Consider the following 22771-nt stretch of genomic DNA (forward strand, 5'->3'; position numbering starts at 1 on the left):
AATGATCAAGAAATTGCGGATTTTCTTGGCGTTCGGCCTCGTCGCCGCCGGCACGCTGGTGCTGGCGCCGCTGCAGCTCCTGTCGATGAAGACGAGGCTTTGGCCGGAGACGGTGGTCCTCAAAATCTGGCACAGCATGATCCTCAAGGCGCTCGGCATGCGCGTGCACGTCAAAGGCGCGCTCTCGAAGGAGCGCCCCTTGCTCATCGCGGCCAACCACATCTCCTGGACCGACATCATGGTGCTCGGTTCCTTTGTCGATGTGAAGTTCATCGCCAGGGCCGACATGGAAGGCTGGCCGATGATCGGCATGCTGTCCAAGCTGCAGCGCACCGTCTTCATCGAGCGCGAGCGCAAACGCACCTCCGGCGACCAGGCGAGCGAGATCGCCAAACGCATGGCCAAGGGCGATGCGATGGTGCTGTTCGCCGAGGGTTCGACCGGCGACGGCAATCTGGTGCTGCCGTTCAAGAGCACCTTGTTCGGTGCCGCCTCGATGGCGATTTCGGAAGGGGCGGCGGACCAAGTGTTTATCCAGCCGGTGGCGATCGCCTATACGCGCCTGCATGGCGTGCCGATGGGCCGCCGTCACCGGCCGATCGCCGCCTGGATCGGCGACCAGGACCTGATGCCGCATTTGAAGGGTTTGCTTGCCGAAGGCTCGCTCGATGCCGAAGTGCATTTCGGTGATCCGGTGCCCTTCTCCAAGGGTTCAAACCGCAAGGAAACGGCAAGATTGATGGAAGCCAGGGTGCGCGAGATGATGCAGGCTGCGCTCGCCGAGCCGCGTCCCAGTCGTCAGCGCATAGCTTGAAAAACCGACGCGCGGCGCCGTAGCCTGCCGGAATCGGCTGTTTTTTGTCGCGGAAAGGCGTTAGAAGCCGCCCGATGGAATTGAACACGATTGAAAGCCACGACATCGGCACCGCGCCTGAGCGCGAGCCGGTGCATGCCGGGGCGGCGAAGAAAGTCTTCGTCAAGACTTATGGCTGCCAGATGAATGTCTACGATTCCCAGCGTATGACCGATGCGCTGGCGGCCGACGGCTATGTCGCCACCGACGCCGTCGAAGACGCCGATCTGGTGCTGCTCAACACCTGCCACATCCGCGAGAAGGCAGCCGAAAAAGTCTATTCGGAGCTTGGCCGCATCCGCGACATGAAGGCCGAGCGCGCCGAGGCCGGCCGTGAGCTGCTGATCGGCGTCGCCGGCTGCGTGGCACAGGCCGAAGGGGCGGAAATCATACGCCGTGCGCCGGCCGTCGATCTCGTCATCGGCCCGCAGACCTATCACCGGCTGCCCGACGTGCTGGCGAGGGTACGCGGCGGCGAGAAGATCGTCGAGACCGACTACGCCATTGAGAACAAATTCGAGCATCTGCCGCAGCCGAAGCGCGCCGAGCTGGCAAAGCGCGGCGTCACCGCTTTCCTTACCGTTCAGGAGGGCTGCGACAAGTTCTGCACCTTCTGCGTCGTGCCCTATACGCGCGGCTCCGAAGTCTCGCGGCCGGTGGCCCAGATCGTCGCCGAGGCCGAGCGCCTCGCCGAGGCTGGCGTGCGCGAGGTGACGCTGCTCGGTCAGAACGTCAACGCCTGGCACGGCGAGGGCGAAAACGGCGAGGAATGGGGCCTCGGCCGCCTGCTCTTCCGCCTGGCGAAAATTCCCGGCCTGGCGCGGCTGCGCTACACCACCAGCCATCCGCGCGACATGGATGATGAATTGATCGCCGCGCACCGTGACCTGCCGGCCTTGATGCCCTATCTGCATTTACCAGTGCAGTCTGGCTCCGACCGGATACTGAAGGCGATGAACCGCAGGCATACGGCACGCGATTATCTGGCCCTCATCGATCGCATCCGCGCCGCCCGCGGCGATATCGCCATGTCCGGCGACTTCATCGTCGGCTTCCCCGGCGAGACGGAAGCGGATTTCGAGGCAACGCTCGAACTGGTGCGCGAGGTGAATTACGCTTCGGCCTTCACGTTCAAATATTCGCCGCGTCCCGGCACGCCGGGCGCCGAGATGGACGGCCATGTGTCGGAAGCCGTGAAGGACGAGCGGCTGCAGCGCCTGCAGGCGCTGGTCAACGAGCAGCAGAAGGCATTCATCGCCAGCCTGGTCGGCCGCACCGTCAGCACGCTGATCGAGAAGCCCGGCCGCCATGCCGGTCAGATCGTCGGCCGCTCGCCCTGGCTGCAGCCTGTTATTGTTGACGACAAGGCCGGCGGAATCGGTGACATTATCGACGTACGAATCACGAAGACAGGTCCCAACAGCCTGTTCGCCGAGTTGGCCTGATGCATGTCGCCCAAAAAGTGCTCGCGGTTTCGGGACAACGACATGCATAGCCACAAGCCTCGGCAGATGAGGAGAGACGGTTGAGCGCTGCTGAACTGAAGAATCCGCCCCAGAACCAGGCATCCGGGGCCTCCGACATGGCGCACATCGTACTGACCTTCGACAACAACAAGCTTGCCAGCGCCCTATACGGCCAGTTCGACGAGAATCTGGCCCGTCTCGAGCAGAAGCTCGGCGTCGACATCCGTTCGCGCGGTAACCAGCTTGCGATCAAGGGCACGGCTTCGGCCGCCGAGCAGGCGCGCCGCGCGCTCGACACGCTCTACGGCATTCTGCAGAAGGGCGTCGATATCGGCCAGTCCGACGTCGACGGCGCCGTGCGCATGGCGATCGCCGCCGACGACCAGCTGACGCTGCCCACCATGGAGCGCAAGGGCAAGGTTTCGGCCGCCCAGATCGCCACGCGCAAGCGCACGATCTATGCCCGCTCGCTCAACCAGGACGCCTATATGCGCGCGCTGGAGCGCTCCGAAATGGTCTTCGGCATCGGCCCGGCCGGCACCGGCAAGACCTATCTGGCGGTGGCCCATGCGGCGATGCTGCTCGAGCGCGGCATGGTCGAGCGCATCGTGCTGTCGCGCCCGGCGGTCGAAGCCGGCGAGCGGCTCGGCTTCCTGCCCGGCGACATGAAGGAGAAGGTCGACCCCTATCTGCGGCCCCTCTACGACGCGCTATACGACATGATGCCGGCCGACAAGGTCGAGCGGGCGATCGCCGCCGAGGTCATCGAGATCGCGCCTTTAGCCTTCATGCGCGGCCGCACGCTGGCGCATGCCGCGGTGATCCTCGACGAGGCGCAGAACACCACGCCGATGCAGATGAAGATGTTCCTCACCCGTCTCGGCGAGAACTCGCGCATGATCGTCACCGGCGATCCGACCCAGATCGACCTGCCGCCCAACACCAAGTCGGGCCTGGTCGAGGCGCTGCGCATCCTCGACGGCGTGCCGGGCATAGTCACGGTCCGCTTCAACGAGGGCGATGTCGTGCGCCATCCACTGGTTGCCGAGATCGTCAAGGCCTATGACCGGGACGGCAAGTTCGCCAGGGGCCTCGGCGCCGAGAGCTGATCCAAGCCCCATGGCTGAAAATCCGGGATCCAGCGGCAAGACGCCGGTCGACATCGATATTTTCGTCGAGGCCGGCGACTGGCCCCCTGAGGCCGAGCTGGCGCACCTGGTCGATCAGGCCGTCGCTGCCGCCTTTGCCGAAACCGGCGCGAGCGGCGCTTCGGAGCTCAGCGTCGTTTTTTCCGACGACGCCCATATCCGCACTCTCAACGCCGAATGGCGCGGCAAGGACAAGCCGACCAACGTGCTGTCTTTCCCAGCTTTTTCCGTTCCGAAAGGCGCCGAGCTGCCGCCGATGTTGGGCGACATCGTGCTTGCTTCCGAGACCGTTGCGCGTGAGGCCGCACTGGAAGACAAGCCGCTGGCGAACCATATCACCCATCTCGTCATCCATGGCCTGCTGCATCTTCTGGGCCATGATCACGAGACCGACGCCGAGGCCGAGGAGATGGAAGCGATCGAGCGCGCGGCGCTTGCGAGGCTTGCCATTCCCGATCCCTACGCGTAACAAAAAAGACCAATTGACCTGATGGCGATGAACGATAAACCAGAAACTGCCGCCCGTCCGGACGCCGGCAGTGCGGCCAAGCCTTCCGAAAAATCGGAAGAGGGCTCCAGTCCGAGTATTCCGACCGGCAGCGTGGCCGCCGAGCCTCCGCATGCCGGTCCTTCTCTCTTCGATCGCGTGCTAGGCCTGTTCAGGCACCGCAACGGCACCAACCTGCGCGAGGAGATCGCCGACGCGCTGGCCGAGACGGCCACCGATGCCGAATCCTTCTCGCCCGGCGAACGTGCGATGCTCAACAACATCCTGCGGCTGCGCGAAGTGCGCGTCGAGGACGTCATGGTGCCGCGTGCCGATATCGAGGCGGTCGAGATCACCACCTCGCTTGGCGATCTGCTTGGCCTCTTCGAACAGTCCGGTCATTCCCGCATGCCGGTCTATTCCGAAACGCTCGACGATCCGCGCGGCATGGTCCACATACGCGACGTTCTTGCCCACATTACCAAGGTCGCCCGCGTCAAGAAGGGCCGGGCGAACAGGAAGACCCAGGCGCCGACCATCCTCGATCTGGCCCAGGTCGATCTCGCCCGCACCATCGGCGATCTCGACCTGATCCGTCCGGTGCTGTTCGTGCCGCCATCGATGCTTGCTTCCGACCTGATGGGGCGCATGCAGACGACGCGGACCCAGATGGCGCTGGTCATCGACGAATATGGCGGCACCGACGGCCTCGCCTCGCTGGAAGACATCGTCGAGATGGTGGTCGGCGACATCGAGGACGAGCACGACGACGACGAGCCGATGATCACCCGGATCGGAGAGGGCGTGTTCGTGGTCGACGGCAAGGCCGAGATCGACGAGGTCGCCAAGATGATCGGCGAGGATTTCGCCGCCGGCGAGCACGGCGAATATGTCGACACCATCGGCGGCATGATCTTCAACACGCTCGGCCGGGTTCCGGCCCGTGGCGAAGTGGTGCAGGCCATACCGGGCTTCGAATTCCACGTGCTCGACGCCGATCCGCGCCGCGTCAAGCGGGTGCGCATCGTGCAGAGCCCGAAGGGCGAACGGCAGCGCCGCCGCGCGGCGCGCACCGAGCAGGCCTGATATTCGCTCATGCCGATCGACGACCCGTTCAAGCACGCTGTCCTCGGCTCCGGCGTCTTCTATCAAGATCCCCGCGCGGCTTTGGCCTGGCTTCAGGCGGCGTTCGGCTTCGAGCCGAGCATGCTGGCGAGCGACAGCGACGGGCGACTTGTTCATGCCGAAATGCGGTTCGGCGACGCCTATATCATCGTCGATGGCGAATGGGCCGCGCATATTGCCAGCCCCGCCTCTGTCGGCGGCAAGAACACGCAGTCGGTTTATATCCGATTGAGGGAAGACCTCGGCGCCCATTGCGAGAAAGCGCGCGCCGCGGGGGCAGAAATCGTTGAGGAGCCCATCGATCGCTTCTACGGCGAACGGCAATATCGAGCCCGCGATCCAGAAGGCCATGTCTGGACCTTCACACAGACCGTGCGCATTGTGCCCAAAGAGGAGGCCGAGCGACTGAGCGGCCTCAGCATTGAAGGGTGGCACCGTTAGCGCGACCGTGAATTTGGTTGCGCTTACTCGTGTTTGGAGCATCCGGCTCGGCCTGTTAAATCTCTGGCTGCCTGATTCGCGCGACTTGGAAAGTTGAATGCAGCGCTTTGCCGGCCGGATAATTCTGCTGTGGGGGTGGCGGCGGTCGCTGGTAGCGTTTGTCGCGGGAGCGCTCGCGGTTCTCGCCCAGGCGCCTTACGATTTCTTCGCCGTCTGTTTCGTCTCGTTTCCGGTGCTTGTCTGGCTGCTCGACGGCGCCACCGGTGAAGCCTCCGACGGCTGGCTGCGTCGCCTTCGCCCGGCTTTCGCCATCGGATGGTGGTTCGGCTTCGGCTATTTCCTCGCCGGCCTCTGGTGGATCGGCCAGGCCCTTCTTGTCGAGGCCGACAGCTTCGCCTGGGCGCTGCCCTTCGCCGTCGTCGGCATCCCCTTTGGGCTCGCCTTCTTCTATGGTTTTGCGACGCTCGTGGCGCGGCTTTGCTGGAGCAGTGATATCGGCCGCATCGCCGCACTTGCCTTCGGCTTCGGCCTTGCGGAATGGCTGCGCGATTTCCTGTTCACCGGCTTTCCCTGGAATGCCGTCGGCTATGCCGCAATGCCGGTGCCCCTCCTGATGCAAAGCGTGTCGGTGACGGGCATGATCGGCATGAACGCGCTCGCCGTTTTTGTCTTTTCCCTGCCGGCGCTTGTCGCGGCGCGCCGGCATCTCAGGCTGGGCTTGGCCTTGTTCGTCGCTCTCGTTGCCGCTCACGTCGGCTTCGGCTATTTCAGGCTTGCCGTCCCAGCCCCGCCGGCCACCCGCTCGATCGACGTGCGCATCGTTCAGCCCGCCGTCGACCTCACCGAGAAATGGGATGCCTCGGTGCGCGACCGCATCTTCGCCACGCTGATGGGGATTTCGGCGAAGGCACCGGAGCAAGGCCATGCCAAGCCGCAACTGATCCTGTGGCCGGAAACGTCCGTGCCGTTCCTGTTCACGGAGCGTCCGGACGCGCTGACGGCCTTGGGGGATATGCTGGGCGACGGCCAGATGCTGATTGCCGGCGTGGTGCGCGAGGAGGGTGGCGCAGGCAATGCCGGCAGCCGTTATTACAACTCCGTGGTGGCGATCAACGACAAGGGCGAGATCGTCGATGCTGTCGACAAGGTGCATCTGGTGCCGTTCGGCGAATATCTGCCTTTTGCCGGCCTGTTCGAGCGTTTCGGCATAGGTCAGCTCGTTGCCGGACCGATGAATTTCGCCGCCGGCAACGAACGCCATCCGATCGCGGTGCCGAACGGCCTGCGCGCCGTTCCGTTCATCTGTTACGAGGTCATCTTTCCTGACCTCGTTGCAATCGATGCAGCGTCATCCGAGCTTATTGTGAACGTCACCAACGACGCCTGGTTTGGCGACACGCCAGGCCCCTACCAGCACTTCAGGCAGGCGCAGATTCGTGCGGTGGAGAATGGAGTGCCTTTGTTGCGTGCGGCCAACAACGGCATCTCCACCGTTGTCGATTCGCGTGGGCGCATCGTCGATGCCCTGGCGGTCGATGCGCGCGGCGCCATCGACGCCCATGTGCCGGTTTCCGGGCGCGCCCTGCTAACCGCCGATCAGCGGCGAATTAACGGATTGCTGATCATGTTGCTGTTTGCCCTCGCGGCCCTCACATTGAATGTAAGGCAGCGGCTACGGGTGAATTGACAGTCGGCACATTAGAAACTCATACTGTAACGCCTAAAATTTTCTCGAAGTCGGTTGGAGGGGTCTGTTGGGGCAGGTGGCTCCGGTTTCGTTTGGGCGGCAAAAATAGAAAAAGCCGGAAAAATTCGGCGAGGAAAAAATGACAGAAGAGAACAAGAAGAAGCCGAATCCGATCGACATTCATGTCGGCAGTCGTATTCGGCTGCGTCGCAATATGCTTGGAATGAGCCAGGAAAAGCTGGGTGAAAATCTCGGCATCACGTTTCAGCAGATACAGAAGTACGAAAAGGGGACCAACAGGGTCGGCGCCAGCCGCCTGCAGGCAATCGCCTCCATCCTGAGCGTCCCTGTCGCCTTCTTCTTCGAGGACGCCCCGGGTCAGGAGGCCGTCGCCGGCAACCGGGGATTTGCCGAGGATGCCTCGATGACTTTCGCGATCGAATTCTGCGGCAGCCCGGAAGGGCTTCAGCTCAATCGTGCCTTCGTCAAGATTCCCGACGTCAAGGTGCGGCGCCGGATTATCGATCTTGTGAAGTCCCTTTCGCCGGACGACGCCGAGTGAATCCAGGCTCATGTCGCCGGCGGTGCCCTGCCGCCGGTGGCACAAGTTGATTGTGCCGATAGTCATGCCAGATCTGTCGCGCCGCTTGACGAGCGGCGCCCGGCACCGCTAACACGTGGCGCGCCAAAATCGGCAGCCTTGCCGATCCTTTTCAAGAGGGGACACCCGTGACGCGGCAGAACTATCTCTTCACCTCGGAATCCGTCTCCGAAGGCCATCCCGACAAAGTCTGTGACCGTATCTCCGACGAGATCGTCGATCTCGTCTATCGCGAGGCCAGGAAGACGGGCATGGACCCGTGGAAGGTGCGCGTTGCCTGCGAGACGCTGGCCACCACCAACCGCGTCGTCATCGCCGGCGAGGTCAGGGTTCCCGAGACGCTGCTGAAGAAGGACAAGGAAGGCAACATCCTCAAGGATGCGGCGGGCCACCCAGTCGTCAATCCGACCAAGTTCAAATCGGTCGCCCGCAAGGCCATCCGTGAGATCGGCTACGAGCAGGCTGGCTTCCACTGGAGGACGGCCAAGATCGAGGTGCTGCTGCACGGCCAGTCGCCGGACATTGGCCAGGGCGTCGACAATGCCGCCGACCGCCAGGGCGAGGAAGGCGCGGGCGACCAGGGCATCATGTTTGGCTATGCCTGCCGCGAGACGCCGGACCTGATGCCGGCACCAATCTACTACAGCCACAAGATCCTCGAATTGCTTGCCGCCGCGCGCCACGAAGGCAACGGCGAGGCCGCCAAGCTCGGCCCGGACGCCAAGAGCCAGGTCACCGTGCGCTATGCCAACGGCAAGGCGGCGGAAGTGACGCAGATCGTGCTTTCCACCCAGCACCTCGACTCGAGCTGGGATTCCAAGAAGGTCCGCAATGTCGTCGAGCCATACGTCCGCGAGGCGCTTGGCGAACTCAAGGTCGCCGACGACTGCAACTGGTACATCAACCCGACCGGCAAGTTCGTGATCGGCGGGCCAGACGGCGATGCCGGCCTGACCGGCCGCAAGATCATCGTCGATACCTATGGCGGTGCTGCGCCCCATGGCGGCGGCGCCTTCTCCGGCAAGGATACCACGAAGGTCGACCGTTCGGCGGCTTATGCGGCGCGCTATCTCGCCAAGAACGTGGTAGCGGCCAAGCTCGCCGACCGCTGCACCATCCAGCTTTCCTACGCCATCGGCGTCGCCCAGCCCCTGTCGGTCTATGTTGACCTGCACGGCACCGGCAGAGTCGACGAGGCCAGGCTCGAGGAGGCGCTGCGCAAGGTGATGGACCTCTCGCCTTCCGGCATCCGCCGTCATCTCGGCCTCAACAAGCCGATCTACGCGAAAACCTCGTCCTATGGCCATTTCGGCCGCAAGGCCGGCCGGGACGGTTCCTTCTCCTGGGAGAAGACGGACCTTGCCAAGGCGCTCAAGGACGCGGTTGCCGATGCGATTGCCGCCTGACGGCGTCGCCAGACCTGTTCATGGAGCCGACCGACAGGCCAAGCCGCGCGACCGAAGGTTTTTTCGGCCGCCGGCACGGCAAGACCATTCGTCCGCAGCAGGCCGAGGCGCTTGAACGTGGCTTGCGCGCCTATCGCCTCGACCTGACGGCGGAGGCACCCGCGGACCTTGGAACGCTGTTCAAGGCGCAGATTTCAGCCTGTCGGCTCGAGATCGGCTTCGGCGGCGGCGAACATCTTCTGCATCGCGCGACGGAGGCTCCGGCGACCGGTTTCATCGGCGTCGAGCCCTTCGTCAACGGCATGGCCAAGATGATGACGGCGCTCGACAAGCGCCCGCTCGCCAATCTGAAAGTCTATGACGACGACGCCACGCGTCTGCTCGACTGGCTGCCGCCAGCCTCGCTCGACGGCATCGACCTGCTCTATCCCGATCCGTGGCCGAAGAAGAAGCACTGGAAGCGGCGCTTTGTCAGCCCCGCCAATCTCGACCGGTTCGCCCGGGTGCTGAAGCCGGGCGGGAGATTCCGCGTCGCCTCCGATATCGACAGCTATGTGAACTGGACGCTGCTCGCCTGCCGCGCCAATGGCAGTTTCGCCTGGCAGGCAAACGAGGCTGCCGACTGGCACACGCCCTATCAGTGCTGGCCCGGCACCCGCTACGAGGCCAAGGCCCTTCGCGAGGGAAGACGGCCCGCCTATCTGACCTTCATCCGGAAGTAGGCCGACCGAGCACTAACTTCCCAGGAACCGGTAACCAGCCGCTCAGCAGCGGGGGGACCGCTTGCCAAAGCGGTCTTCCGGTCGCAGAGAACTCGGCTTGCGGCCGGCTTGGACGGTTGATGTATTGCAGTTCGCGCTACATGCTGCCATATTAACGGCAGGGAGATTAACTATGGCCGCCACGGTGGAACGTAAGGAATATCCGATCTCGATGCGCCTGCCGGAGGCGGACGTGGCGATCATTGATCGTGCCGCCGCTCTCCGCGGCCGGTCCCGCACGGATTTCGTGCGCGATGCTGCCGTGCGCGCGGCCGAAGATGTGTTGATGGACAGCCGCCTTATCCGCATGAGCCCGGAAGGCTTCGCGGAGTTTATCGAGGTTCTGTCAGCCCCGGTCGCTCCGGTTCCCGACATGGTGGAATTGGCAAAGCGGCCCGCGCCCTGGGAAGCCGGTTACGCAGCAAAGCGCTAGGCCGTGGCCTTATCGGCTCCCGAACCGCTTGGCGCAGCTCACGACGTTTCCGGGTTTTCCTGCGGGAAACCTACACTTGATCACTGGCTGAAAACGCGCGCGCTCTCCAATCAGGAGAAAGGCTTCACGGCCGTTCTCGTTGTCCACAAGGCCGGCCGAGTGGTCGGATATTATGGCTTGGCGCCGACGGCTGTGGTGCCGTCGATCTTGCCCCGGTCGATTCGCACAGGGCAACCGCCCGATCCGGTGCCCTGTCTTCTCCTTGGCCAGCTTGCGACCGATACAGAATGGGCTGGGCGCGGTGTCGGCACTGGCTTGCTGAAGCACGCGCTCCAGCGCTGCGTTCAGGCTGCAGATCTGATTGGAGGACGTGCGCTCATGGTCGATGCAATCGACGGGGAGGCGGCGCAATTCTGGCAAAGACGGGGATTTCTGCCGACGAAGGACGATCCGCTTGTCTTGTTCCGTTCGATTGCTGCAATCGCAGCGTCGCTCGTAGAAGCCCAGAAGTAGGGGCGAGGGCTGCCTCGCGAAGAAGCCGCGACCGCCAACGAATTCTGCGCCTCGAGGCTTAAGCTCGAACTCAGCTATTGTCCGTTTCTTCCGTGGGCGGCCTAAAAGCGGCCGAGCTTGTCGAAAGCGGCCGGGTCGATGCCGAGTTTCTTCAGGTCGCTGCGGCGCGGCTTGCGGTTCGCCTCGACGGCCCGCGATGCGGCAGCCGCGCTGCCGAACGTGCCAAGAAAATCGCCAATCACAAAAAACAATCCACGGTCCATGACAAATACCTTCGCGCGCCAGTGCGCCCGACCTTTCTTTCTGCACCGCAACATAGATGGTTGTCGGCAGGCGAAGGTTACAGAGGCGCCGGCGCATGGCTGCCATGCTCGGCACGCAACGCTGCTACCGTCGGGCTTCCGATGCATCGTCAGGCTTGAAACGCCGGACGGGATCGTTTATATCAGCCTCAAATTCTTGGTCGGTATGACGAAGAGTGGGTCCACCCGGTCCCGCTCTTTTTTGTTACCTGCCGGCCGGAGCGACAAGGCGACAGGAAACTTATGACCGCAGCGGCAAGCGAGGCCGACGACCGTATCATCCGCGAAAGCGGTATCGATGCGCGCATTGCGCTGATCATACAGCCGGTGCTGAAGGCCATCGGCTTCCGCCTCGTGCGGGTGCAACTGACCGGCCAGAACGGGCTGACGCTGCAAATCATGGCCGAGCGCGACGACGGCACCATGACCGTCGAGGATTGCGAAGAGGTCAGCCGCGCGGTTTCGCCCGCGCTCGATGTCGAAGATCCGATCGAAAAGGCGTATCATCTCGAAGTCTCGTCGCCGGGCATCGACCGGCCGCTGGTGCGCAAATCGGATTTCACCACCTGGACCGGCCATCTGGTCAAGATGGAGACGTCGGTCCTCATCGGCGACCGCAAGCGCTTCAAAGGCAAGATCGCCGAGGCGGACTCCGACGGCATCTTGCTGGAGCGCGACAAGGCGGCCTATGGCGAAGAGCCGACGGTGCGCGTGCCCTATGACGCGATTGCCGAGGCGCGTCTGGTGCTGACCGACGATCTTATTCGCGAGGCCCTGTCGAAGGACAACAGGGCCCGCAAGGAAGCAAAAAAACGCCGAGGCGAAGCGGAAGAAGATGCAGTCGCCGGCGAAGAAAGCGAAACCGAACAGGAAAGTTGATCGAGCTTCAGGGCCGATGCCCGGAGCGAAGTCGGGAGAAAGACAATGGTTGTAAGCGCCAACAGGCTCGAACTGCTGCAGATCGCCGATGCGGTCGCGCGTGAAAAGTCGATCGATAAGCAGATCGTCATCGCGGCGATGGCCGATGCGATCCAGAAAGCGGCGCGTTCGCGTTATGGGCAGGAAACCAATATCCGTGCCGACATCAATCCCAATACGGGCGAGATGAAGCTGCAGCGGCTGATGGAAGTGGTCGAGAAGGTCGAGGATTACGCGACGCAGATCGCCCTTTCCACGGCGCGCGAGCGCAATCCCGACGCCCAACTCGGCGACTTCATCGCCGAACAGCTGCCGCCGATGGATTTCGGCCGCATCGCCGCGCAGTCGGCCAAGCAGGTCATCGTCCAGAAGGTGCGCGAGGCCGAGCGCGATCGTCAGTATGACGAGTACAAGGACCGCATCGGCGAGATCGTCAACGGCACCGTCAAACGCGTCGAATATGGCAACGTCATCGTCGACCTCGGCCGCGGCGAGGCGATCATCCGGCGCGACGAGCTGATCCCGCGCGAGAACTACAAATATGGCGACCGCGTCCGCGCCTATGTCTACGACGTGCGCCGCGAGCAGCGCGGCCCGCAAATCTTCCTGTCGCGCACGCATCCGCAGTTCATGGCCAAGCTCTTCACCATGGAAGTACCGGAAATCTACGACGGCATCATCGAGATCAAGTCGGTCGCCCGCGATCCGGGCTCGCGCGCCAAGATCGCCGTCATCTCGCGGGATTCCTCCATCGATCCGGTCGGCGCCTGCGTCGGCATGCGCGGCAGCCGCGTCCAGGCGGTGGTCGGCGAATTGCAGGGCGAGAAGATCGACATCATTCCGTGGTCGCCTTCGGCCGCTTCCTTCATCGTTAATGCGCTGCAGCCGGCGGAAGTCGCCAAGGTGGTGCTCGACGAGGATGCCGAGCGCATCGAGGTGGTCGTGCCGGACGACCAGCTGTCGCTGGCCATCGGCCGCCGCGGCCAGAATGTTCGTCTTGCCTCGCAGCTCACCGGCTGGGACATCGACATCCTGACCGAGCAGGAAGAGAGCGAGCGCCGCCAGAAGGAATTCGTCGAGCGTTCGGCCCTCTTCATGGAAGCCCTCGATGTCGACGAGATGGTCGGCCAGGTGCTTGCCTCGGAAGGCTTTACCAGCGTCGAGGAAGTCGCCTATGTCGATTCTGGCGAAATCTCCTCGATCGACGGCTTCGACGAGGACACCGCTTCGGAAATCCAGTCGCGCGCCCGCGAATATCTGGAGAAGATCGAGGCCGAGCACGACGAGAAGCGCAAGGCGCTCGGCGTCGAGGACGAGCTGCGCGAGATCCCGGGCATCACCACGGCCATGATGGTGACCCTCGGCGAGGACGGCGTGAAGACGATCGAGGACTTCGCCGGCTATGCCGCCGACGACCTGATCGGCTGGAAGGAACGGAAGGACGGTGAGACCAAGGTCTATCCCGGTGTGCTCGCCGATCACGGCGTCTCGCGCGCCGATGCCGAGCAGATGGTGCTGACCGCTCGCAAGAAGGCCGGCTGGATTTCCGAGGAAGAACTGGCCGCTGAGGAAGCGGCCGGTGAAACCGTCGGTGCGTGAGGTGACCACCAATCGCAAAACCCGTGGACGAGATGAACGATCGCACTTGCATCGTCAGGCGCAGGCAGGCCGAAGCGGATGAACTGATCCGCTTCGTCGTCGGCCCGGATTCGGCCGTCGTTCCGGACATCAAGCGAAATCTGCCCGGCCGCGGTTGCTGGGTCACCGCCGATCGCCTACATATCGACAAGGCAGCGGCGAAGAACCTGTTTGCCCGCGCCTTCAAGGCGCAGGTCACCGTTCCAGCCGAACTCGGCGACATGGTCGACGGGCTGCTTTCCAGATCCGCCCTGGGCATGTTGGGTCTTGCTCGCAAGGCCGGAGCGGTCGTACTGGGCGCCGCCAAGGTAGAGGCTGCCGTGCGCGACGGGCAGGCGCTCTTCGTGCTGCACGCGAGGGAAGCCTCGGACGATGGTGTGCGCAAGATCAGTCAGGCGCGGCGGGCAACCGTTCATCTCGGCGGCCCCGCTACACCGGCCTACAAACTTTTCCCCGAAGCCGAGTTGAGCTTGGCATTGGGGGGTACAAATGTGATACATGCTGCCGTCCTCGCGCAGGATGCGGGTAAGGCGGTTGAGAAGCGCATGGTTGCGCTCGACCGTTATCGGGGCGGAACCCCGGACGATTTGGCAATGCTTGCGGCCGTTGCTGACGATGAGGATGCCGCAGAGGATATGGAATGAGCGATACGAAATCGGGCGACGACAAGACGTTGAGCGTTACGCCGAAGAAGACCTTGACGCTGAAGCGCCCTGGCCTCGAGCAGGGCACCGTGCGCCAGAATTTCTCGCACGGACGCACCAAGTCGGTCGTGGTCGAGACCAAGAAGCGCAAGTTCTCGCTGCCCGGCGACAAGCCGGAGCCGGTGGCGCCGTCCGTCTTCACCCCGAAGCCCGCAGCCGCGGCACCCGCGCCTGCCGTGCCGGAAGCGCCGAAGGCGCCGCCGCAGCCGGAACGCTCCGGCATGGTGCTGAACGAATTGTCGCGCGGCGAGATGGAAGCGCGCCGCAGGGCGCTCGAAGGCTCCAAGGCACGTGAGATCGAGGATCGTCAGCGCGCCCAGGAAGAGGCCAAGCGCCGCGCCGAGGAGGAAGAGCGCCGCAAGCGCGAGCGTGAGGAGTCCGCCCGCCGTCAGGCCGAGGAAGAGGCACGTCTGCAAACCGAGGCCGAGTCCCGCCGCCGCGCCGAGGAAGAAGCGCGCCGCCGCGCCCCGCAAGCCGCCGAACTGGCCACGGCCGACGAGGAAGAGGAGGTCAAGCCGCGGCGCCCTGGTGGTGCCGGCGCCGGAGCGCCTGTGCGCCGTCTGGTCACGCCGGAAGTCGCGCGGCCGGCCAAGCCGACCAAGGGCGAGGAAGACCGTCGCCGCGGCAAGCTGACGCTGAACACCGCGCTGTCGGATGAAGATGCGCGCGGCCGCTCGCTGTCGTCGATGCGCCGCCGCCAGGAAAAATTCAAGCGCGCGATGCACAACGAGCCGCGCGAGAAAGTCATGCGCGAAGTGATCCTGCCCGAAACCATCACCATCCAGGAACTGGCGCAGCGCATGTCCGAGCGCGCCGTGGACGTGGTCAAGTTCTTCATGAAGCAGGGCCAGATCTTGAAGCCGGGCGACGTCATCGACGCCGATACGGCCGAGCTGGTCGCTTCCGAGTTCGGCCATACGGTCCGCCGCGTCGCCGAGTCCGACATCGAGGAAGGCCTGTTCAACATCGCCGACCGCCCGGAAGACCTGGTGTCGCGTCCGCCCGTGGTGACCATCATGGGCCATGTCGACCACGGCAAGACCTCGCTGCTCGACGCCATCCGCAACGCCAATGTCGTCTCAGGCGAGGCCGGCGGCATCACCCAGCATATCGGCGCCTACCAGATCGAGAAGAACGGTCAGAAGATCACCTTCATCGACACGCCCGGCCACGCCGCCTTCACGGCGATGCGCGCTCGCGGCGCCCAGGTGACCGACATCGCCGTGCTGGTGGTGGCGGCCGACGACAGCGTCATGCCCCAGACGATCGAATCGATCAATCACGCCAAGGCGGCCGGCGTGCCGATCATCGTGGCGATCAACAAGATCGACAAGCGCGACGCCGACCCGCAGAAGGTGCGCACTGAACTGCTGCGCCACGAAGTGTTCGTGGAATCGATGGGCGGTGAGGTGCTGGACGTCGAGGTTTCGGCGACCAAGGGCACCAATCTCGACAAGCTGCTGGAAGCGATTCTGCTGCAAGCCGAAGTCCTCGACCTCAAGGCCAATCCCGACCGCACCGCCGAAGGCGCGGTCATCGAGGCGCAGCTGGACAAGGGCCGCGGTCCGGTCGCCACCGTGCTGGTGCAGACCGGCACGCTGATGCCCGGCGACATCATCGTCGCCGGCAACGAATGGGGCCGTGTCCGCGCGCTGGTCAACGATCGCGGCGAGCATGTGCCGGAAGCGCCGCCGGCAATGCCGGTCGAGGTGCTCGGCCTCCAGGGCACGCCGCAGGCAGGCGACCGCTTCGCGGTCGTCAACAACGAGGCGCGTGCGCGTGAGATCACCGAGTATCGCCAGCGCCTGGCGCGCGAGAAGGCGGTGGCCAAGCATGCCGGCCAGCGCGGCTCGCTCGAGCAGATGATGTCGCAGTTGCAAGCGAGCGGGCTGAAGGAGTTTCCGCTGGTCATCAAGGGCGACGTGCAGGGCTCGATCGAGGCGATCAACGCTGCGCTCGAAAAGCTCGGCAACGACGAGGTCAGGGTACGGATCGTCCATTCGGGTGCCGGCGGCATCACAGAAACCGACGTCTCGCTTGCCGAGACCTCGGGCGCTGCGATCATCGGCTTCAACGTCCGCGCCAATGCGCAGGCGCGCACGGCTGCTGCCGCTGCCGGCATCGAGATCCGCTACTATTCGATCATCTACAACCTCGTCGATGACGTTAAGGCAGCTCTTTCCGGCATGCTCTCGCCCGAGCGGCGCGAGACCTTCATCGGCAATGCCGAGATCCTCGAGATCTTCGACATCTCGAAGGTCGGCAAGATCGCCGGCTGCCGCGTCACCGAAGGCAAGGTCGAGCGTGGCGCGGGCGTGCGCCTGATCCGCGACAACGTCGTCGTCCACGAAGGCACGCTGAAGACGCTGAAGCGCTTCAAGGACGAGGTTTCGGAAGTGCCGGGCGGTCAGGAATGCGGCATGGCCTTCCAGAACTACGAGGACATGCGCGTCGGCGACGTCATCGAGTGCTTCCGCGTCGAGATGGTGAGCCGGACGCTCTAATTTCGGATATACTTGCCGGAATTCACCGGGCGGCGGCCGCAAGGCTGCCGCCCGAGATTCTTGTTTCGTAGTTGAGACATGTGGCGCGGTCCCATCCCGCGCTTCACGATTTCAGGACTGAAGAAAAATGTCCCGTTCGACAACATCAGGCCCCTCCCAGCGCATGCTGCGCGTCGGTGAGCAGGTGCGTCACGCCCTATCCGAGACCCTGCAGCGCGGCGAAATCATCGACCCGGTGATCGAGAACAGTGTCGTCTCGGTCTCGGAAGTACGCATGTCGCCCGACCTCAAGATCGCCACCGCTTTCGTTTCTCCGCTTGGTGTCGGCGACGCCGATGCCGTGGTCGGGGCGCTCAACAGGCATGCGAAATTCATTCGCGGCCGCGTCTCGGGCGCGCTCAGGCAGATGAAGTACATGCCCGAGTTTCGCTTCCGGCTCGATACGTCTTTCGACAATTTCGCCAGGATCAACGAATTGCTGAAATCGCCCGAGGTCGCGCGCGATCTCGACCACCAGAATAAAAACAACGACAAGGACGAGGAATAGGTGGCGCGCCGCGGCAAGAAGAAGGGCCGGCCGGTCTCCGGCTGGGTGGTGCTGGACAAGCCGGTCGGCATGGGCTCGACCGAAGCCGTCTCCAAGATCAAATGGCTGTTCCAAGCGGAGAAGGCCGGCCATGCCGGCACGCTCGACCCGTTGGCTTCCGGCATGCTGCCGATCGCGCTCGGCGAGGCGACCAAGACCGTGCCTTACGTGCAGGATGGCGCCAAGGTCTACCGCTTCACCGTCGCCTGGGGCGAGGAGCGGTCGACCGACGACCTCGAAGGGCCGGTGACGAACAGCTCGGACCGCCGCCCGGCCGAGGCCGAGGTGCGGGCGCTGCTGCCGAAATACACCGGCGTCATCATGCAGACGCCGCCGCAATTCTCTGCCGTCAAGATTGCCGGCGAGCGCGCCTACGATCTAGCCCGCGACGGCGAGACGGTCGACATTCCCGCCCGCGAGATCGAAATCGGCCGTTTGGACATCGTCGAGCATGGTGTCGATAGAACCGTCTTCGAGGTCGAGTGCGGCAAGGGCACCTATGTGCGCTCGCTGGCGCGCGACATGGGTCGCGATCTGGGCTGCTTCGGCCACATCTCCGAGTTGCGCCGCGTCGAGGTCGAGCCGTTCACGGCGGACGATTTCGTCACCGTCGCCGAGCTCGAAGCGGCGCGCTTCGGCGGCAAGACGGATGAGAATGCGGACGAAGAAGCCGAGGTGTCGGTCGATTTCGGCGCCATCGATGCGCTGCTGGTCGAGACCGCCGCAGCACTTGACTGCTTGCCGCAGGTCGCCGTCAGCGACGACGCCGCGACCAAGATCCGCCTCGGCAATCCCGTCATCATTCGAGGGCGCGACGCGCCGGTCGAGGCCGAGGAGGCCTGTGCCACGGCGCGCGGCAAGCTCGTCGCCATCGGCGCCATAGAACAGGGCATGTTCAAGCCCAAGCGGGTCTTTGCCGGTTGACGGCACTCGGCTAGTTTCGGCTCGCAGTTCCAGGAAAACGTGTAACGGTTCCCGTCGGAATTGCATGAAAACCGACGGTTAGAGCAGCGATCTGCTATGACGTCGCGCCCCAGGGGAGCTCATGGCCCAGAGGAATCATGGCCCAGAGGAATCATGGCCCAGAGGATTATGGCCCAGAGGATTGTGGCAATGGCTGAGACCGTCGGAAAGCGGGCGCCGCTGAAAATCCGCCGGCCGCCGGTCGGCGCTTCGCCCGGCACCTTGATCGCCGATCCGGCGGCGCGGCGCAGCGAGCTTCGGCTGACGTTGATCTCGCCGGAGAAATACAAAACCATCGACAATGCCAGCATCGACGAGCTCAACACCCATTGCGACCGCTGGCCGGTCGTCTGGCTTGATTGCACGGGGCTCGCGAACATCCCGTTGATCGAAGAGATCGGCCGGATTTTCGACCTCCATCCGCTGGCGCTCGAGGATGTCGTCAACACCGGCCAGCGGCCGAAGGTGGATTTCTTCGAGGACCACGCCTTCGTCGTCATGCGCATGATCGACGATGTCGCCGCGCATCGCTACGAGCAGATCGCGGTGTTCTTCGGCGAGAATTTCGTCGTCACCTTTCAGGAGCGCGAGGGCGACCCGTTCGATCCAGTGCGCAAGCGCATCGCGGCTCCCATGCCCAACCGGCTGCGCTCGCGCGGCGCCGACTATCTCGCCTATGCGCTGATCGACGCCATCGTCGACAGCTATTTCCCGCCGATCGAGACGGTGAGCGAATTGGTCGACGGCATCGAAGACCAGATGCTCAGCACGCCCCACAAGCACCAGATGCGGCAGTTGCACGAATTGCGGCGCGACGCCAATGTGCTGAAGGGCGTGCTGTGGCCGATGCGCGACGCGCTGGCGACGCTGATCCGCAACGACGTGCTCTTCGTGAAGGCCGAGACCAAGATATTCTTCAACGACACGCTCGACCATGCGCTGCGGCTGATCGAGCTGGTCGAGACCCAGCGCGACATGCTGACCGGCTTGATCGAAATGCATCTGTCGCTGACCCAGGCACGCACCAACGACGTCATCTCCTATCTGACCATCGTCTCGGTGATCTTCATGCCGCTCACCTTCCTCGTCGGTGTCTGGGGCATGAACTTCGACCCGGATAGCTCGCCCTGGAACATGCCGGAGCTGAAGGCCTACTACGGCTACCCGGCGGCACTTTTGTTCATGCTGGTCGTTGCTGTCGGGCTCGTCGCCTTCTTCAAATGGAAGAAGTGGCTGTAGCAGCAGAACCCTCTGTTTTTGCGGCAGGACATGCGACAAGCCGGCTTGACAATTAGGCTGGTGTTTTGCGGGAAATTGCACTATATGCGCGGCAGCTTCGCGCCCTGACGCGCTGCTTGCACCGGCCCCTGCTGGACGACATCCCGGCTGAGGGCGTCCCGTTTCCTCGAACAGATAAGGAAAAACACGATGTCGATTACTGCCGATCGCAAAAAAGAACTGATGGCCGAATTCGCGACCGCGAAGGGCGATACCGGGTCCCCGGAAGTCCAGGTTGCCATCCTTTCCGAGCGCATCAAGAACCTGACGGAGCACTTCAAGGACCACAAGAAGGATAACCATTCCCGCCGTGGTTTGCTTGCTCTCGTTTCCCAGCGCCGCAGCCTGCTTGATTACCTCAAGCGCAAGGATGACACGCGCTATCAGACGCTGATCGACAAGCTCGGTCTCCGTCGCTGACGAATTGACCGGCGGGCTCTTTGCGGAGAGCCCGCCGGTCGCGCATTGGCGGACCGGTCGCTCTGGTGCCCGATGCTGGAGTGGAGCGCGCCGCGCTCTCGAAATTCGCATTCGCGCATGGCGCGTCTCGGAAACAGGGGTTTCCGGCGTCGTGCGCAAAAGGCCGGCCGACCGGTCGGCCAGACCGGTTCCGGAAGCGCAAAGGGCCGTTCGGAACCGCCCATGGACGGTCATGGGGCAGGATTGCAGGATGCTCGCTCGGCAATCGCCACATGTCGAGCTTCCCGTTGTCTTGCCCGTGGCTGCCCGAAGGAAGCCAGGGAAGGGATGCTCCGCGACCGTTGAGACGGCGCGGCCCTTCCGCACATGAAGGACAAGATATGTTCAATCAACACAAAGTGGAAATCGAATGGGGCGGCCGTCCGCTCATCCTGGAAACCGGCAAGATCGCTCGCCAGGCTGACGGCGCGGTGCTCGCCACCTACGGCGAGACCGTGGTTCTCGCCACCGTCGTTTCGATGAAGGAGCCGAAGCCCGGCCTCGATTTCTTCCCGCTCACCGTCAACTACCAGGAAAAGACCTATGCCGCCGGCAAGATTCCGGGCGGCTACTTCAAGCGCGAGGGCCGTCCGAGCGAGAAGGAAACGCTGGTTTCCCGCCTGATCGACCGCCCGATCCGTCCGCTGTTTGCTGACGGCTACAAGAACGACACCCAGATCGTCGTCACCGTCGTCCAGCACGATCTCGAGAACGATCCGGACATCCTGTCGATCGTCGCTACCTCGGCCGCGCTCACGCTGTCCGGCGTGCCCTTCATGGGCCCGATCGGCGGCGCCCGCGTCGGCTACATCAACGGCGAGTATGTGCTCAATCCGCATATCGACGAGATGGAGGAATCGAAGCTCGACCTCGTCGTCGCCGGTACCGCCGACGCCGTGCTGATGGTCGAATCCGAGGCCAAGGAGCTCAGCGAGGAGCTCATGCTCGGCGCCGTCGTGTTCGGTCACAAGAGCTTCCAGCCGGTGATCGACGCCATCATCAAGCTGGCCGAGGTCGCCGCCAAGGATCCGCGCGACTTCACCGCGCCGGACCATTCGCAGCTCGAAGGCGAGATGCTCAAGGTTGTCGGCGACGAGCTTCGCGACGCCTACAAGATCATCGAGAAGCAGTCCCGCTACGCGGCCGTCGACGCCGTCAAGGCGAAGGTCAAGGCCGCGTTCACGCCGGCCGAAGGCGAGGATCCGAAATACTCCTCCGAGCAGATCGCAAGCGTCTTCAAGGAGCTCCAGGCCAAGGTCGTACGCTGGAACATCCTGGACACCGGCTCGCGCATCGACGGCCGCGACCTGAAGACCGTGCGCAAGATCGTCGCCGAAGTCGGCGTCTTGCCGCGTACCCATGGTTCGGCGCTGTTCACCCGCGGCGAGACTCAGGCGCTGGTTGTCGCCACGCTCGGCACCGGTGAGGATGAGCAGTTCGTCGATTCGCTGACCGGCATGTACAAGGAGAAGTTCCTCCTCCACTACAACTTCCCGCCCTATTCGGTTGGCGAAACCGGCCGCATGGGCTCGCCGGGCCGCCGCGAGATCGGCCACGGCAAGCTTGCCTGGCGCGCGATCCACCCGATGCTGCCTTCGGCGGACCAGTTCCCGTACACGCTGCGCGTCGTCTCGGAGATCACCGAGTCGAACGGCTCGTCCTCGATGGCGACGGTCTGCGGCACCTCGCTGGCGCTGATGGATGCCGGCGTGCCGATCGCCAAGCCCGTGGCCGGCATCGCCATGGGCCTGATCAAGGAAGGCGAGCGCTTCGCGGTGCTCTCCGACATCCTTGGCGACGAGGATCATCTCGGCGACATGGACTTCAAGGTCGCCGGCACCGCCAACGGCGTCACCTCGCTGCAGATGGACATCAAGATCGATGGCATCACCGAGGAGATCATGGGCATCGCGCTCGGCCAAGCCAAGGAAGGCCGGCTGCACATCCTGGGCGAGATGGCGCATGCCATATCTTCCTCGCGCGCCGAGCTCGGCGAATTTGCGCCGCGCATCGAGGTCATGCACATCCCGACCGACAAGATCCGCGACGTCATCGGCTCCGGCGGCAAGGTGATCCGCGAGATCGTCGAGAAGACCGGCGCCAAGATCAATATCGAGGATGACGGCACGGTCAAGATCGCGTCGGCCAACGCCAAGGAGATCGAGGCGGCGAAGAAGTGGATCCACACCATCGTCGCCGAGCCGGAAGTCGGCGAGATCTACGAAGGTACCGTCGTTAAGACGGCCGACTTCGGCGCCTTCGTCAACTTCTTCGGCCCGCGCGACGGCCTCGTCCACATCTCGCAGCTCGCCAATGAGCGCGTCGCCAAGACCTCCGACGTCGTCAAGGAAGGCGACAAGGTTTGGGTCAAGCTGATGGGCTTCGACGAGCGCGGCAAGGTGCGCCTGTCGATGAAGGTCGTCGACCAGGCGACCGGCAAGGAAATCGTTCAGGAAAAGAAGAAGCCGGAAGGCGAGGAAGACGCCGCCTGATTGGCC

22 protein-coding genes are annotated in these 22771 nt (G+C 63.8%); 21 read left to right on the top strand and 1 reads right to left on the bottom strand.

Annotated elements, in window-relative coordinates; all coding sequences use genetic code 11:
• Nucleotide 1 precedes the first annotated feature (1 nt).
• The 12 genes from A9K66_RS14570 to A9K66_RS14625 all read left to right on the top strand — a co-directional run bounded on the left by A9K66_RS14570 (nucleotide 2) and on the right by A9K66_RS14625 (nucleotide 10921).
• Nucleotides 2–814 (top strand): lysophospholipid acyltransferase family protein, encoded by an 813-nt coding sequence (locus tag A9K66_RS14570; RefSeq protein ID WP_067324513.1) that lies wholly within the window; start codon nucleotides 2–4, stop codon nucleotides 812–814.
• A 74-nt stretch (nucleotides 815–888) separates the two neighbouring features.
• Nucleotides 889–2298, top strand: coding sequence for a tRNA (N6-isopentenyl adenosine(37)-C2)-methylthiotransferase MiaB (gene miaB, locus A9K66_RS14575; protein WP_067324515.1), 1410 nt, complete (start codon nucleotides 889–891; stop codon nucleotides 2296–2298).
• A 137-nt stretch (nucleotides 2299–2435) separates the two neighbouring features.
• A complete protein-coding gene (locus tag A9K66_RS14580; protein WP_245299624.1) occupies nucleotides 2436–3428 on the top strand; it encodes a PhoH family protein in 993 nt (330 codons plus the stop codon).
• Nucleotides 3429–3438: 10 nt separating this feature from the next.
• Nucleotides 3439–3936, top strand: coding sequence for an rRNA maturation RNase YbeY (ybeY, locus tag A9K66_RS14585; protein WP_066996319.1), 498 nt, complete (start codon nucleotides 3439–3441; stop codon nucleotides 3934–3936).
• 27 nt (nucleotides 3937–3963) lie between these two features.
• On the top strand, nucleotides 3964–5040 hold the full coding sequence (locus A9K66_RS14590) for a hemolysin family protein (RefSeq protein ID WP_067324766.1): 1077 nt from the start codon (nucleotides 3964–3966) through the stop codon (nucleotides 5038–5040).
• Nucleotides 5041–5049: 9 nt separating this feature from the next.
• Nucleotides 5050–5520 (top strand): VOC family protein, encoded by a 471-nt coding sequence (locus tag A9K66_RS14595; RefSeq protein ID WP_067324517.1) that lies wholly within the window; start codon nucleotides 5050–5052, stop codon nucleotides 5518–5520.
• A 97-nt stretch (nucleotides 5521–5617) separates the two neighbouring features.
• Complete coding sequence (lnt, locus tag A9K66_RS14600; RefSeq protein WP_067324519.1) at nucleotides 5618–7207, top strand: apolipoprotein N-acyltransferase; 1590 nt, start codon at nucleotides 5618–5620, stop codon at nucleotides 7205–7207.
• A gap of 139 nt (nucleotides 7208–7346) precedes the next feature.
• Nucleotides 7347–7769 carry a helix-turn-helix transcriptional regulator gene (locus A9K66_RS14605; RefSeq protein WP_066996325.1) on the top strand — a complete coding sequence of 141 codons (423 nt, stop codon included), beginning with the start codon at nucleotides 7347–7349 and terminating at the stop codon, nucleotides 7767–7769.
• Nucleotides 7770–7936: 167 nt separating this feature from the next.
• A complete protein-coding gene (gene metK / locus A9K66_RS14610; RefSeq protein WP_067324521.1) occupies nucleotides 7937–9214 on the top strand; it encodes a methionine adenosyltransferase in 1278 nt (425 codons plus the stop codon).
• A gap of 20 nt (nucleotides 9215–9234) precedes the next feature.
• Nucleotides 9235–9936 (top strand): tRNA (guanosine(46)-N(7))-methyltransferase TrmB, encoded by a 702-nt coding sequence (locus A9K66_RS14615; RefSeq protein WP_067324523.1) that lies wholly within the window; start codon nucleotides 9235–9237, stop codon nucleotides 9934–9936.
• Nucleotides 9937–10108: 172 nt separating this feature from the next.
• Nucleotides 10109–10408, top strand: a complete 300-nt coding sequence (locus tag A9K66_RS14620) for a DUF1778 domain-containing protein (protein WP_067324525.1) — start codon at nucleotides 10109–10111, stop codon at nucleotides 10406–10408.
• A gap of 3 nt (nucleotides 10409–10411) precedes the next feature.
• Entirely contained in the window at nucleotides 10412–10921 is a 510-nt protein-coding gene (locus A9K66_RS14625; RefSeq protein WP_067324527.1) for a GNAT family N-acetyltransferase, read from the top strand.
• Between the two features lie 101 nt (nucleotides 10922–11022).
• Here the strand turns inward: A9K66_RS14625 and A9K66_RS30755 are convergent, their stop codons facing one another.
• Entirely contained in the window at nucleotides 11023–11172 is a 150-nt protein-coding gene (locus A9K66_RS30755) for a hypothetical protein (protein WP_164750404.1), read from the bottom strand.
• 294 nt (nucleotides 11173–11466) lie between these two features.
• Here A9K66_RS30755 and rimP point away from each other — a divergent pair, with 294 nt between their 5' ends.
• From rimP to pnp, 9 genes are all read left to right on the top strand, one after another.
• Nucleotides 11467–12102 (top strand): ribosome maturation factor RimP, encoded by a 636-nt coding sequence (gene rimP / locus A9K66_RS14635; RefSeq protein ID WP_067324531.1) that lies wholly within the window; start codon nucleotides 11467–11469, stop codon nucleotides 12100–12102.
• 45 nt (nucleotides 12103–12147) lie between these two features.
• Nucleotides 12148–13740, top strand: coding sequence for a transcription termination factor NusA (gene nusA / locus A9K66_RS14640; RefSeq protein ID WP_066996346.1), 1593 nt, complete (start codon nucleotides 12148–12150; stop codon nucleotides 13738–13740).
• 32 nt (nucleotides 13741–13772) lie between these two features.
• Nucleotides 13773–14423 (top strand): RNA-binding protein, encoded by a 651-nt coding sequence (locus tag A9K66_RS14645; RefSeq protein ID WP_082953863.1) that lies wholly within the window; start codon nucleotides 13773–13775, stop codon nucleotides 14421–14423.
• Entirely contained in the window at nucleotides 14420–16987 is a 2568-nt protein-coding gene (gene infB, locus A9K66_RS14650) for a translation initiation factor IF-2 (RefSeq protein WP_066996352.1), read from the top strand. The genes A9K66_RS14645 and infB overlap by 4 nt, the downstream gene beginning before the upstream one ends.
• A gap of 127 nt (nucleotides 16988–17114) precedes the next feature.
• Nucleotides 17115–17534, top strand: a complete 420-nt coding sequence (rbfA, locus tag A9K66_RS14655; protein ID WP_067324535.1) for a 30S ribosome-binding factor RbfA — start codon at nucleotides 17115–17117, stop codon at nucleotides 17532–17534.
• On the top strand, nucleotides 17535–18497 hold the full coding sequence (gene truB, locus A9K66_RS14660; RefSeq protein ID WP_067324537.1) for a tRNA pseudouridine(55) synthase TruB: 963 nt from the start codon (nucleotides 17535–17537) through the stop codon (nucleotides 18495–18497).
• Nucleotides 18498–18680: 183 nt separating this feature from the next.
• Nucleotides 18681–19775 carry a magnesium/cobalt transporter CorA gene (gene corA, locus A9K66_RS14665; RefSeq protein ID WP_067324768.1) on the top strand — a complete coding sequence of 365 codons (1095 nt, stop codon included), beginning with the start codon at nucleotides 18681–18683 and terminating at the stop codon, nucleotides 19773–19775.
• Nucleotides 19776–19922: 147 nt separating this feature from the next.
• On the top strand, nucleotides 19923–20234 hold the full coding sequence (gene rpsO / locus A9K66_RS14670; protein ID WP_275955123.1) for a 30S ribosomal protein S15: 312 nt from the start codon (nucleotides 19923–19925) through the stop codon (nucleotides 20232–20234).
• A gap of 380 nt (nucleotides 20235–20614) precedes the next feature.
• Nucleotides 20615–22765 carry a polyribonucleotide nucleotidyltransferase gene (gene pnp, locus A9K66_RS14675; RefSeq protein WP_066996362.1) on the top strand — a complete coding sequence of 717 codons (2151 nt, stop codon included), beginning with the start codon at nucleotides 20615–20617 and terminating at the stop codon, nucleotides 22763–22765.
• Nucleotides 22766–22771 lie beyond the last annotated feature (6 nt).

It is taken from the genome of Mesorhizobium sp. AA23, assembly GCF_001672435.1.
Lineage (GTDB): Bacteria > Pseudomonadota > Alphaproteobacteria > Rhizobiales > Rhizobiaceae > Mesorhizobium.

Coding starts and splice junctions, on each gene's coding strand:
- A9K66_RS14570 (WP_067324513.1), top strand. CDS start 2: ATGATCAAGAAATTGCGGATTTTCTTGGCGTTCGGCCTCGTCGCCGCC.
- miaB (WP_067324515.1), top strand. CDS start 889: ATGGAATTGAACACGATTGAAAGCCACGACATCGGCACCGCGCCTGAG.
- A9K66_RS14580 (WP_245299624.1), top strand. CDS start 2,436: ATGGCGCACATCGTACTGACCTTCGACAACAACAAGCTTGCCAGCGCC.
- ybeY (WP_066996319.1), top strand. CDS start 3,439: ATGGCTGAAAATCCGGGATCCAGCGGCAAGACGCCGGTCGACATCGAT.
- A9K66_RS14590 (WP_067324766.1), top strand. CDS start 3,964: ATGAACGATAAACCAGAAACTGCCGCCCGTCCGGACGCCGGCAGTGCG.
- A9K66_RS14595 (WP_067324517.1), top strand. CDS start 5,050: ATGCCGATCGACGACCCGTTCAAGCACGCTGTCCTCGGCTCCGGCGTC.
- lnt (WP_067324519.1), top strand. CDS start 5,618: ATGCAGCGCTTTGCCGGCCGGATAATTCTGCTGTGGGGGTGGCGGCGG.
- A9K66_RS14605 (WP_066996325.1), top strand. CDS start 7,347: ATGACAGAAGAGAACAAGAAGAAGCCGAATCCGATCGACATTCATGTC.
- A9K66_RS14615 (WP_067324523.1), top strand. CDS start 9,235: ATGGAGCCGACCGACAGGCCAAGCCGCGCGACCGAAGGTTTTTTCGGC.
- A9K66_RS14620 (WP_067324525.1), top strand. CDS start 10,109: ATGGCCGCCACGGTGGAACGTAAGGAATATCCGATCTCGATGCGCCTG.
- rimP (WP_067324531.1), top strand. CDS start 11,467: ATGACCGCAGCGGCAAGCGAGGCCGACGACCGTATCATCCGCGAAAGC.
- nusA (WP_066996346.1), top strand. CDS start 12,148: ATGGTTGTAAGCGCCAACAGGCTCGAACTGCTGCAGATCGCCGATGCG.
- A9K66_RS14645 (WP_082953863.1), top strand. CDS start 13,773: ATGAACGATCGCACTTGCATCGTCAGGCGCAGGCAGGCCGAAGCGGAT.
- infB (WP_066996352.1), top strand. CDS start 14,420: ATGAGCGATACGAAATCGGGCGACGACAAGACGTTGAGCGTTACGCCG.
- rbfA (WP_067324535.1), top strand. CDS start 17,115: ATGTCCCGTTCGACAACATCAGGCCCCTCCCAGCGCATGCTGCGCGTC.
- pnp (WP_066996362.1), top strand. CDS start 20,615: ATGTTCAATCAACACAAAGTGGAAATCGAATGGGGCGGCCGTCCGCTC.